Source organism: Ruegeria sp. AA3, assembly GCF_056542905.1.
This window is the reverse complement of record NZ_JBQGAQ010000023.1, coordinates 1-11730: the sequence shown is the minus strand read 5'-3', so window position 1 is coordinate 11730 and position 11730 is coordinate 1. Positions and strand designations below refer to the sequence as shown.

Sequence of the window (11730 nt, the reverse complement as noted above, 5' to 3'; positions counted from 1 at the left end):
TGGCGCGACAGCTGGTATCGAGTTCCTGGGCGACGAAGGCGCATTGTGAGCAGTCTGCTGCGTAGCCGATAACGGCTGCGCAGCACTGGCTCGCTCTTCGGATAGTGCAGGCCATGTATTCTTCGCATCTGAGCCAAGGGGCTCTGAAATACTACACGTTCATCGAACTGATGACGAGCGCGGACATGACCGAAGCCCTGAAGCGCGTGCCGGAATTTTCAACTCCGGTTGAATGAAGTTAGGAAGCAAAGGAAAAGTCTATGAAGATCGTATACGGAATTCTCGCAGCCTTGTCAGTTGTGTTTTTCATCCTTGGAGGCAGCGATGCCCACGCCAAAGACAACAAGGGTAAAAAGCCGAACAAGGGGGGCAAGGACGGTGATGTCAGTATTCAGATTGAAGACAAACCCGGCAAAGGCCCAAAGACTATCCCACCTGGTCAGATCAAACGCTACACGCGCGGTGCCAAGCTCCCATCTGATCTGGAGTTCGAGGATATTGGGGACCTTTCCAAATGGAAGCTGAAGGAGCCGGGCAAAGGAAACCGCTACATTCAGGTCGATGGCGAAGTCCTCGAAGTTACGAATGACCTGTCTACCGTTGTTGATGCCGTCGGCGTCGTCGGTGATCTTCTCAACTAGATGAAAGTACGATGTTTCACGGCAAGAATTACCTCGCTTGTCCTGACGCTGGCCGGGGCGATCTTTCTGTGAACCCCGGCCCAAGTTGAAAACCCGGACACCGGACCTGGCGATGAAAAAAGCCCTTCTTGTACATTTTGCGCTTACTACCTTTTCAGCAACGCGCGTCCAATAGGTCGATGACGTTCAGACTTTTAGACCAATCCAGGCTTCCGAAGAGGCTACAACCAATAGGGAACGTGTATTGATGGGAAGGATCAAGGCGACTGGCGGGGCTACCAGAGACGATTAGTGACACAGCCCAATTGACCAGAATATGGTTCAGAACGAGCGTTCAGGCTGGTGGGCAAAATTTTGCTCGTGAAAGATTGAACGGCGAAAGCGGCGATAGGGGAGCGCATGAGGGTTTGGCTAATTAGAATAATTGGGCTTGTCGCAATTCTCGCTTTCACAACTGTCGCATTTGTTTGGTTGTTGCTTGCTGCTCCGATGTTCTCGGACATGCGACGTGACCTTGTAGAAAGAGTTCTTTCGGAACAAATCGGCCGACCACTTTTAGTCAACGATGATGTAAGCGTCGCGCTTGGCCGCATCAGTCACATTTACGTCGGTGGAGTGGTCATCCCGAGCCTGACAATGCCGGAGTCACCTCTTGTAGAATTGAACCTGCTGGAACTGGAGCTAGACATTGCCGCTTTGACCAACGGGCGTCTGCACTTTGACAATTTGGTAGTGGAAGGCCTCCAAGCGAATATTCTTACAGCCGCAGACGGCACAACAAGCTGGCGAAAAGACAGGCCAACACCCAAGCCGGTGTCCGAGGAAACTGTATCAGCTGATGATCAAAAAGACGTCGCTAGCAATGATAGTACCAATAAGAGCGACTCCCAAAGCAGTGGGATCCTGAACTTCCTGAGCGACAAGAACGTCAGTTTCACGTCAATCGGGTTAAACATCGACGACAAGGTCTCGGGCTTCTCATTTGTGTTTGACCTTCAGTCACTCGCGCTCGAACAAGTAGACAATGGTCAAAGAACGAAGGTCTCTGGTTCCGGCTCCGTCAACGGTCAGGGTTTCCAAATCGAAGGCGACTACCCACACGCCGCACCCTTTACGACACGCGCCAGTTTTGGGGAAATGACTGTGAGCTACGACGGCGAGCCCTTATCGGAACAAGAAGGTGGTGGCTATCGAGCTGTATTGGAGATGGACACCGGTGAATTCGGTGATTTTCTAGATGTCATTGGATTGGAACGTGTTTTGGAAGGCAATGGCCAGTTGCAGGCTGAACTCGTGTCTCAGGACGCCCTGAAGATCGAGGCGTTTACAACCACGGTAAGCCTGGAGGATGGACAGAGACTCGAAGCTGAAGGTTCAATAGATGACCTCTACACCGCTCAGGGCGTCGATCTGCTTTTCAACGCGCGGCTTCATCCCAAAGGACAGCCGCCGCCAGCAGCAAAAAGTATCCAGGAACTGAAATTCACTGGCTTTGAAATGCATATGGTCGGATCCCTGGCTTCCTTCGAATTCGAGAAGTTGCTGTTCCAGACTAATGCGTTTGACCAGGGGTTAGACGTAATCGGTCCAGCCTCTATCGAAAGCATTCGCCGCATGCCAGACGGCCGGCTCGCCATGCTGGGCATCGCGTTGCAAGCCGGGCCAATTGAAGAGCCTGTCGTGAAAGCCGAAGGTGAAATCCTCGATCTGCTTCAGCTTCGGGACGTAACATTCGATGGCGTGCTGAACGGGCCCGCCAAGTTGGTTTTGTCCAACCTTGATGAAGACTATGTTGACCAGTTCGGGGGCATCAAGGCCGATTTCAACATATCCAATGCGGGCGGGCCGGTTTCACTCAACAGGTTTAACGCGACTACTTACGAAACCGATCTCTGGGCGCTCGATCTCGCACTATCTGTCAACGAGCTAAAAGGTCTGGCCGGTCTCGATTTCGACGTGGAACTGGATGTCGACGACAGCGCCCAGTTTTTGACCGCGCTCAAATTGCAACCTGTCGGAATTGGCGCACTGGCTATCGATGCCGAAACCTCTAGGCAGGGCGAAGACTTTGATGCCGCAATCCAGTTCAAAGCCGGGTCTTCGCATCTTCTTGCAGCTTTGGATGCGCGGTTTCCCGAAGGTGCACCCACCGTCCGTGGTAACATTACGAGCGAGAGGCTCGATCTCAACGACCTGAAGAACCTGACTGCCGTGCTGGATCAACTGAAGGGCCTGCTAGGCGAGACTTCGCAAAAACCTAAAACCGAGGTTCAGCCCTTGGTGCTGCCGAAGGAAACAGACGTTCAGCCCCTGGTGTTGCCAAAGAAGAAAGGGAAACCTGCCGATCTTCTGGATGTGCAACGCGTGCTGAAAGAGGCTGACGTCGAGGTACAGATCGAATTCCAAGAGATTGTAGGCCAGCAAGGCGTAACATCTGTTTCAAGCCAATTGTCTGCAAAAGACGGAACCGTGGATTTCGGCCCCCTTCAGATGGCCTATGGCGGCGGAAACTTCAGCCTGCGGGCGGTCATGGACCTGATTGATTCACCCGATTGGCTTTCATTGTCGGGATCAACCTCGGGGTGGGAATTCGGTGAGATCCTTGATGAATTGGGCATAGGTATTGATGCCTATGGGCGTTTGAGCGGTGAGTTCAACGTTTCTGGCAGTACCGCCTCGGGCAAGGCCTTCGTCAACTCGATGCGCGGCAATGCGTCTTTGTCGATGTCGCAAGGTTACATTAGTACCAGTCTACTGGAGTTGGCCGGGCTAGGTATTTTCCCGTGGCTGTTTTCAGAAGAGTTCAGACAGGGCTACACCGACATCACTTGCGTGGTCGCTCCGGTTGAAATTCAAGCTGGTCGGGTGAGCTCGAACTCCATCGTCATTGAAACGGGATCGGTTCAGTTGGTTGCAAAGGGCCAAGTGGATTGGCTGAACGATACGATAGCAATAAGAGCGGAGCCGCGGCGCGTTGGCAAACCCCTGTCCCGAAGCGCTTGGCCCTTTGATGTTACGGGCCAGCTTACGTCACCAAAGTTCAAGCTGGATGTGGGCGGCTCGAGAAACAAGGCCCCGGAAGGCGCTGATGCCATGCCTGTCGACAGGCAACCTTGTGTGCCGGACGTCAATCAATTGCAATAATTGGACGCAACCTAGTTCTTTAGTGGTTCCGGTTGTTCGGCCTGACACGTCAGAACGGCGTTAATGGCTTTGGCAGACCCGCTGAGGTCGAGTTCAACCTCGGCCCCACTTTCACCAATAATCGTAACACTCTGGCGTTTTCCAAACTCGGTTACAAACGCCGGGTTGTCGAAAAAGGCATAGCCACCGGGCACGCCATTCTTGAAGACACCAACCGCTTCGCCTTCGAATTTCGCATCACCAAAATCGAACTGTACGATCCCGGTCGCCCCGTCCTCGATTTGAACCCAGGCCGGATTGTAGGCGGCAAAAAAACCGCCCGCCTGATTGGGCGCCGCGCCAATTTCAACGGTCATTTCGTCTTCAAAGGGCTTCCAAGCAAGACAGCCGTTGCCTTTTTCTGGATCGATGAGAATTGCCCAGTCGCCGGACTCACCCCACTGTTCCATCCCGGCTGCGTGAACAAACCCAGGCAGAAGCACTACAGTTGCGGAAAGTACCCACTTGATCATCCGGAGCCTCGCTGAGTTCTGAAGATTTCTTGTTTGATTCTAATCATTGCTCAATGTCAATCAATCCAATCCGACGACGGCGGTGTTGCGTTTTCGAAGTTTCTTAGATGAACCTGACGAGTTGTTAGTCAGATATGTGAGCAAGCTCACCATCCCAATCAGCTGAAGGTATTTTGGGTTCCGGCGGATCGGCGATGTAAGACGGAGTCATTATTTGAGTTTCGTTTTCATTAAAAACATCGACAATGTTCTCACGAAGATCCGACAAGATTTTTGGCAAACTCGATCCACGAGAAGTGTACGCGTTGATTTCATAGTTAATCGCGTAATCAGCTAACTGAGTCCAAAGCACAAATGGCTCCGGACTTTTTCTCAGCCCTTGAGTTCGGTGTGCCGCCTCAATCAGCATCGCTTTGATTTTCTTGGGAGGCTCCTCGTAGCCAATCCCCACCGTCGTGTGCACCAATAGCCCCCGTCCATCCACTTTTCGTGAATAGTTCACAACTTCGGAATTGAGCAGTTGGGCATTTGGAATACTTATCATCTCGTTTTTGATCGATTTGATGAGTGTTTCCATCAGTTTGATCTCTGTTACGTCACCGATCTTGTCCCCGACCTGAATTCGATCACCCACATTGGTGCTGCGTCTGTAGATGACGAACAGCCCGGCCATCATATTCGAAACAACCGTGTTAGATCCCAGCGAGACCATGATGCCGGCAAGAATAGTCAAACCTTGGAAGGCGCGAGAGTCGGATCCAGGAATGTAAGGGTATGCAAAAACCAGCGCGATAACGATGAACAAAGCCCTGCACAGCATTTTTGTTGGTGCAATCCAATGATCCTCGAAGTCCTTTAGCTCAAAGGCTCCGCTCTCAATGTTTTCGAAGAAAAGATCGAGGCCTCGGATTCCCAGCCGAGTCACAGCGGCTATAATCGCAAGCATGATCAGATTTGGAACGTAACCGACAATGGCCAGAACCACAGTAACCAGCGGTTCACTGACATATTTCAACAGGATTTGGGCTATGCCCTGCGTTTGTGCGAAAGAAAGCAGAACAAGGGAAAGATAGTAATAGAAGAAAAAAAGGAACAAGACCCACATCAAAACGTGGATTGCATAAACGATGATGGCGGCGATAGCCTTGCTTCTCAAAATCGATTTTGTGGCTTCCTCAAACCCTTCTGCTCGCTTTTCCAAGTTGCTTCTAATGTAGTCCAACAACTTTCGCCGTTTGGTGAAGAACGCATATGAAACCAGTGCAAAGATTACCGTCCAGGCAACGGCAGCAATCGCACTGTCTACCAGCCCTTCATTTGATCGCGCTTTGCGATATTGCAGGATCGCGGTTTCAACTGCCTCGGCCTGTAGTGCGGCCAAACTCTCCACGTCCATCTGTTCATATTCGGCATCCGCTTGGGTCGTCGTTGTAATCATCCGACCGTCGGCTCTTATGAGTTTACCGAACTCAGAGTCCATGATTTCGACATTTACGCTCGAACTCTGAGAAGCATCGCCAACCTCAGAAAGGCGCTCAGCAACCTTGTCGGCCCGCTCAGTTGCTGGAAGGGCACTTGAACCACGAACGACGAACAGTTCCTCTCCATCCACAATCACTGGGGCAACAAATTCGGAATCTTCTCTTTCTTCAGTCGGAACAAGCGGTTCTTCTGACTGGGCGAGCGCGACACTGCTGGCAAACAAAACAGTCGTGAACCAAACTACAAAAGCTCTCATGACTTTGCTCCCTCTACGGGTATCAGGTGAACATCGCGCTGTGGGAAAGGTATAGATATTCCCTCTTCGTCAAACCGTTCTTTCGCTTGCCCCGTCAGGTCCCAGTAGACCGTCCAATAGTCGTCTGATTTGGACCACGGGCGACAGAAGATATTGACAGAGTTGTCTCCCAGCTCGCCGACGAAAACCTCGGGCTTGGGTGTCTTCAAACAAAGATTGTGTTGAGCAACCAGTTCCTTGAGAACGTCGATTGCTTGCGCCGCGTTGTCTGAATAGGCGATGCCAAAGACCAAATCGACCCGGCGTTCTTCTGAGGCGCTGACGTTGGTAATCACGTCGCCCCAGATCTTACTGTTCGGGACGATAATGATTTGGTTGTCAAATGTACGGATCTTCGTGGAAACCACAGACATCTCATCCACAAAGCCGGATGATCCTCCGACTTGAATGTAGTCACCGGTATCAAATGGCTTCAAAACCATGATCATCAGACCACTCGCAAGATTGCCTAGGGTTTCCTGAAGCGCGAAGCCCAGGATGAAAGACAAGCCACCAAGAACGGCAAAAAGCGGAGTGACGTTCACTCCAAATAAGGCCAAGACGACGAGTATCCCAAGAACGAACACAGCCCAGAAAACTGCTGTGGCGATGAATCTCTTCAGCATCCTCGAAATAGTCGGAATTTTTTCTAAACCGCGTTCGGTGACACGGCGCACCATTCGGGCGACAAACATCATGGCCCACACGGCTAGCAAAACACCCAAAATAGCCATCAAAAGGCCCACGCCCCCTTCCCAGGAGAACAACCAGGCCCAAGCATTTTGAAATAGTGTCTGAAAGTCAGTTGTTTTGAGCGCCCCTGCCTTTAATGCAAGGATGTAGTCGGAATGGGGTTGCAGGTCTTCTGCCTTGGCCCCTTTCAGTGTCCACGCCTCAAGCACCAACCGATAGTTGTTCAAAAGCGCCGATCCTGAGTCACTTAGGGACGCCAATTGTGACCGGAGGTCGTTTTCTTGCTCCCCACTTGCTGTCCGAAGACCGAGATTAATCTGGGCGACCTCTTCGAGTTGCGAGCGCACAATTCCTTGCCAAGTGCCCGCGACCTCGGAAAGCTCATCTGCCGTCAACGGAACAAGCAGGATCTCCAAATCTTCGCCCGAAATGGATGTATCAACGACCTTATCAAGAAGTTCGTCTTGCTCTACTTCGACAGCTTCCTGCGCATCCGTCGTTTCTTGGGCGTTGGCAGAAAAAGCGCCTGTGAGGGTCACCATGCAAAGAAATAGCCAAATTGGCCCGATATTGAATAGTCGTCTCATTTATCCGTCCCCCTCTTTAATCGCTAAGGAGAACATACAGGGATGCCATAAATCCACTTTTATATTCAAAATCGAATATTCTATTGTGACAAATACCGTCTGAAAAAACAGCTTCACATCCACTTGGTTCGGAAGGATGGTTGTTCAAAAAAGCGGACTACCAATTCATTGCAAATCGTCGATTGCCTGCGCCGGGCGGTCAATCTGTTTGAACGATCAAAAGTTTTACGGGTTCCTCACTCTTCACCGAATACGCGTGCCCACTCCCTGACGTGTTGTCCAACCACAGAACATCTCCGGGCCCCAGCTCCAGCTTTTCATCACCTGACGCCTCTACTTCAAGCTGCCCGGATAGGCATACACAAAGCTGAGTTCGCGTAGCCGGGGCAAATCCAGTCGATGTTCCCGGAGGTAGCTCTGCAAAGAAATACCGTTCGCAATTCTCTGCATCAGATACCAAAGTCGAAACTTCCGACATCATATTACCGCTGCCGCGCAGCGTTTTTTTTGTTTGTCCGAAGACTGCTCCACCGTTTTCATCTTCACGCAAAGTATAGATCTGCATCTAAGGATCCTTTCAGACAGTCCAGCCACATTGATTGATGTCAGGCATCTATCTCGGGCCGTCGTCAAATCGGTTTTGCTATCTCGTTTGAACGTCTTGGGACGCATTCTCAGCCGAGCCTGCATCGACCCATCCCATAAACAGCTGGTAACCGGCGGCCAGAAAAGAGGCACCAATGAACATTCCCAGAAAACCCCCTGACATCATTCCGCCAAGAGCCCCAATCAGTATCACTGGCATAGGGACATCCAGACCCCGCCCGAGAACGATTGGTTTCAAAATGTTGTCCACCATGCTTCCTACAATCATTAAAACCGTGAAAATTACATTGAACACCGTCGAATTATCGCCGCCGGTGGACCAAAGCAGAGCAACACCAACCAGGGCGATCAACGTAATGGGGATTTGCATGATCCCAAACAATAGAGCGAGAACAGCAAGGATCCCGGCGCCCGGAATTCCTGAAAGGAAGAAAATGATCCCAAGCAGGAATGCGGTCACAAACGCAATCCCAATAATACCAACGGCCACAGAGCGAACGGTTTTTGTCGTTAGATCTTGAAGCCCCAGACCTCTTTCTGGCCCAGCAAACCGGGAGAAAATCCGGCTCATCGCTCGACTACCTTCTTCAGACCAGGCCAGCATGATTCCGGCGACAATGAGGGCACCAAGAAGTTTGAAGACACCGCCAGCAGTCCCCGCCGCGACGCCTGCGATCCAGCCGCCAAAAGATTTTAGTTGAGGAGTCATTTTCTCAAGGAAAGCGGGCAGATCTGTTGCGGCCGCCGCCCAAGTTTCGTGAAGGTTCTCACCAATTAACGGAAGTTCGGCGACGTCCTGAGAAGGTGCAGGCACTTTGATTGTACCTTCGGACAAACCTTCAGCCAGCACAATGAGCTGTGTTGCAAATGCACTGCCCATTAAGACTGTGGGAACTCCAATCAGAAGAAGACCAACCAGAACCAACATAGTGGCAGGTCGCCCTGAAGAGCCACCCATCTTTGCCTTCAACGCAAGGTAAACCGGTTGAAGGGCTATGGCTAAAACCAAAGCCCAGAGCATAATTGGCAGAAAAGGCGCGAATGCCCAGGTGCACGCCAAAACGATGAAGGCAATTACTGAAAACTGTATCAGTGATGACGTCAGCGCCTCTGAAATTGCCTTGCTCAGTTGATCTGTTTCCCGCTTCAAAGTTGGATCCCCCATTTTCTTCTTCGTGCAGGTCGCGAATTCGGTCGAGACCCAAAGCAAAGCAGCTCATTCTTTCGTCTTTCATTCAATGTTATCTATATATTAGATTGAGTCGAGTATGCATTCCGGCCCGCGTCACTAAATTTAGGATCAGCCGCTAGTATCGAGCGGAATTCCGATGTGAACCTCAGGCTCAAAAATAGGGGGAGCTATTTTGGTCAGTATTCAGCCAAATCTTGCGTTGCACTGCCGAATGCGTTCTCGAAGGATGCTTCTCAAATCCATTCAGCGAGCGCAGGAGTTTGAATTTTGATTTCCATGAAGACTCTATTCAGAACCGCTACAGCAATCGCTGTTTTAGTTCTGGTTTGGTATCTGGCAGCCGACAGAAACACTCCATTCACTTCGAACGCACGCGTCAAGGCCATCGTTACCCCGGTGGTCCCCAAGGTTTCGGGGACAGTGATTGAAGTGCCGATTGCGAATGCTTCGTTTGTTGGTGCAGGGGAACTATTGGCTCGAATTGATCCCCGCCCTTTCGAAATCAGCTTAGCCCGGGCTGAAGCAGAACTGGAAAGTGCAACTCAGGAAGTTGGTGCGAGCTCAGCTGATGTGGAGCGGGCTCAAGCGCAGTTGGTCCGAACCCAGACCGAGCTGGAAAACACCCAGCTCCAGTCTTCCAGAGTTTTGGAACTGGAAAAGAAAGGTCTTATTGCGACCGCCAGGGCAGACGACGCACGAACCGCTCTTTCAGATGCCGAGGCCGCAGTCGATGTTGCCAGAGCGGAACTGGAGCGCGCGCGACAAAACCTTGGCTCTGACGGTGAAGAAAACCCACGAATAAAAGCCGCATTGGCCAATCTGGCGGCAGCTCAACTCGATCTTGCCTATACCGAGCTTCGTTCTCCAACAGAAGGCGGCGTGGCAGATTTGACGATTTCAGAGGGAGCTTCCGCACAGGCAGGGCAACCATTGATGACATTTGTGGACGCCCGCAATGTATGGGTCGAAGCCTATCTGAAAGAGAACAATCTGGGGAATCTTACAATCGGAGACACGGCAAAAGTAGTTCTTGATACCCATCCGGGACGTGTCCTTGTTGGACGAGTCGAGAGCATTACTGGAGCAGCTTCTTTGGGAAACCCAACTCAAGATGGACTGCCTCGCCCGCCATCCGACTCGGGTTGGTTGAGGGCAGCGCAACGTTACCCTGTGCGCATAGTCCTGCCTGGGTATGAGACCGGTGATAAGGACGACGACGTAATGTTTCTTTTGAACGGGCAGGCTGATGTAATTGTTTTTACATCAGGAAACTCGCTGTTGAATACGATAGGAAACGCATACATCCGCGTTGTTTCGTGGTTGAGCTATGCCTACTGATGCTGACAAACACTCTTTGGCGCAAACAACTCCGCCTGAGAATGTTCGTCATGGACTGAGGTTGGCGCTCGCCCCTTGGATCGTCTTTTCCCTCGGAATAGTCACTAACTTGCAACTCGCTTTTATTGGATCGGTTTTCGCGGCTTTGTTTACGCTCGGCCTAAAGCCGGTGCCAGTGTCCTATGGGATTGCGCTGCTGACGAAATCGGCTGCAATCCTTTTACTCGCGTGGGGTTTATCTATCTGGTTTCTTCCCTATCCTGTTGTTTTCTTAATTTTTGTTTGCCTCGGTGTTTTACTCGCATACAGATTGCAAATAAAAACTGGCGACTTGTTGCTTTCGGTTTTCGCAGTCATCGCAGCACTTCTTGTTCCGTTCCTTGCGAGAATGGATCCGGAACTCGCTGGGACCATCGCCTATTGGCTAATAGCAAATGTGGCAGTGGCCATGATCGTTTCGTGGCTGGTGTTCCTGATCTTGCCTGAACCCGATGCATCTGAGCAAGGCACAAAAAAAGCGGCTGATGAAACAAACGTCACTGATACAGAACTACAAATGCTGCGTCTTGCTGCGGTTGTAATTCCATTTGTTTTTTGTGCTTTCGTTTTTGATTTTATTACACCCTTTGTGCTGGTCTTCGTCGCTATTCAGTCATCCCAGTTTGTAGCTGACACAAGTGCGCAAAGTCGCGCCAGTCGGGATATGCTCACAGCAAACATGATTGGCGGTATTGCCGCAGTGCTCGTTTATGAATTGTTGGTTGTGGTTCCATTTCTGCCTTTCGTTTTGGTAACACTGTTTGCTGCAATGGTCTGGTTTTCTCGCCAGTTCATTGCCGGTGATACGCGCATAGTTTCGGCGATCACCGCTTTCTTGATTTTGATCGGAGGAACACTGATGCCGTTTTCTGACGACGCTCAAACCAAAATGATCTTCCGCCTTTGGCAACTCGGCGTGGCATTCGCTTACCTCAGTTTAGCTTTTGCAATCGTGGACCGGTTTGCCCCTGAACGCGTGAGCAATACCACTTAAGATTCAGCAATCCACGGCAGCAATGACCGCCAATTCGGGATTAGCAAAGTTTAGATGCGAATGTCTGCTTTGGGCTGACTGCGGTCATACGCAAGGATATTCCAGATGACGGCTTCGTCCGGATAGTGTTGAAAAAGTCGGTTGATTGGTTGGTCTGGCGCTGATTCACTCGTTTTGAGAGTGGAGGACTTAGCAATGATGGGACCG

At 51.0% G+C, this 11730-nt stretch carries 10 protein-coding genes; 5 read left to right on the top strand and 5 right to left on the bottom strand.

Annotated features, from left to right (window positions below; genetic code table 11):
• Positions 1-113: 113 nt before the first annotated feature.
• From ACR0JR_RS22020 to ACR0JR_RS22010, 3 genes are all read left to right on the top strand, one after another.
• Positions 114-236, top strand: coding sequence for a hypothetical protein (locus tag ACR0JR_RS22020; RefSeq protein ID WP_480458170.1), 123 nt, complete (start codon positions 114-116; stop codon positions 234-236).
• A 24-nt stretch (positions 237-260) separates the two neighbouring features.
• On the top strand, positions 261-641 hold the full coding sequence (locus ACR0JR_RS22015; protein ID WP_480458169.1) for a hypothetical protein: 381 nt from the start codon (positions 261-263) through the stop codon (positions 639-641).
• Between the two features lie 636 nt (positions 642-1277).
• On the top strand, positions 1278-3785 hold the full coding sequence (locus tag ACR0JR_RS22010; protein ID WP_480458168.1) for an AsmA family protein: 2508 nt from the start codon (positions 1278-1280) through the stop codon (positions 3783-3785).
• Positions 3786-3796: 11 nt separating this feature from the next.
• Here the strand turns inward: ACR0JR_RS22010 and ACR0JR_RS22005 are convergent, their stop codons facing one another.
• From ACR0JR_RS22005 to ACR0JR_RS21985, 5 genes are all read right to left on the bottom strand, one after another.
• On the bottom strand, positions 3797-4297 hold the full coding sequence (locus ACR0JR_RS22005; protein WP_480458167.1) for a hypothetical protein: 501 nt from the start codon (positions 4295-4297) through the stop codon (positions 3797-3799).
• 124 nt (positions 4298-4421) lie between these two features.
• Positions 4422-6035 carry a mechanosensitive ion channel family protein gene (locus ACR0JR_RS22000; RefSeq protein ID WP_480458166.1) on the bottom strand — a complete coding sequence of 538 codons (1614 nt, stop codon included), beginning with the start codon at positions 6033-6035 and terminating at the stop codon, positions 4422-4424.
• On the bottom strand, positions 6032-7354 hold the full coding sequence (locus tag ACR0JR_RS21995; protein ID WP_480458165.1) for a mechanosensitive ion channel family protein: 1323 nt from the start codon (positions 7352-7354) through the stop codon (positions 6032-6034). Before ACR0JR_RS21995 ends, ACR0JR_RS22000 begins: the two co-directional genes overlap by 4 nt.
• Positions 7355-7553: 199 nt before the next feature.
• Entirely contained in the window at positions 7554-7919 is a 366-nt protein-coding gene (locus tag ACR0JR_RS21990) for a cupin domain-containing protein (protein WP_480458164.1), read from the bottom strand.
• Between the two features lie 78 nt (positions 7920-7997).
• Positions 7998-9170, bottom strand: a complete 1173-nt coding sequence (locus ACR0JR_RS21985; RefSeq protein WP_480458162.1) for an AI-2E family transporter — start codon at positions 9168-9170, stop codon at positions 7998-8000.
• Between the two features lie 258 nt (positions 9171-9428).
• Here ACR0JR_RS21985 and ACR0JR_RS21980 point away from each other — a divergent pair, with 258 nt between their 5' ends.
• Both ACR0JR_RS21980 and ACR0JR_RS21975 read left to right on the top strand, forming a co-directional pair.
• Complete coding sequence (locus tag ACR0JR_RS21980) at positions 9429-10490, top strand: HlyD family secretion protein (RefSeq protein WP_480458161.1); 1062 nt, start codon at positions 9429-9431, stop codon at positions 10488-10490.
• Positions 10480-11523 (top strand): hypothetical protein, encoded by a 1044-nt coding sequence (locus ACR0JR_RS21975; protein ID WP_480458160.1) that lies wholly within the window; start codon positions 10480-10482, stop codon positions 11521-11523. The genes ACR0JR_RS21980 and ACR0JR_RS21975 overlap by 11 nt, the downstream gene beginning before the upstream one ends.
• Positions 11524-11730: the final 207 nt, after the last annotated feature.

Excerpts from the sequence above, each read along its gene's own strand:
- ACR0JR_RS22020 (WP_480458170.1), top strand. The coding sequence starts at position 114 with ATGTATTCTTCGCATCTGAGCCAAGGGGCTCTGAAATACTACACGTTC.
- ACR0JR_RS22015 (WP_480458169.1), top strand. The coding sequence starts at position 261 with ATGAAGATCGTATACGGAATTCTCGCAGCCTTGTCAGTTGTGTTTTTC.
- ACR0JR_RS22010 (WP_480458168.1), top strand. The coding sequence starts at position 1,278 with ATGCCGGAGTCACCTCTTGTAGAATTGAACCTGCTGGAACTGGAGCTA.
- ACR0JR_RS22005 (WP_480458167.1), bottom strand. The coding sequence starts at position 4,297 with ATGATCAAGTGGGTACTTTCCGCAACTGTAGTGCTTCTGCCTGGGTTT.
- ACR0JR_RS22000 (WP_480458166.1), bottom strand. The coding sequence starts at position 6,035 with ATGAGAGCTTTTGTAGTTTGGTTCACGACTGTTTTGTTTGCCAGCAGT.
- ACR0JR_RS21995 (WP_480458165.1), bottom strand. The coding sequence starts at position 7,354 with ATGAGACGACTATTCAATATCGGGCCAATTTGGCTATTTCTTTGCATG.
- ACR0JR_RS21990 (WP_480458164.1), bottom strand. The coding sequence starts at position 7,919 with ATGCAGATCTATACTTTGCGTGAAGATGAAAACGGTGGAGCAGTCTTC.
- ACR0JR_RS21980 (WP_480458161.1), top strand. The coding sequence starts at position 9,429 with ATGAAGACTCTATTCAGAACCGCTACAGCAATCGCTGTTTTAGTTCTG.
- ACR0JR_RS21975 (WP_480458160.1), top strand. The coding sequence starts at position 10,480 with ATGCCTACTGATGCTGACAAACACTCTTTGGCGCAAACAACTCCGCCT.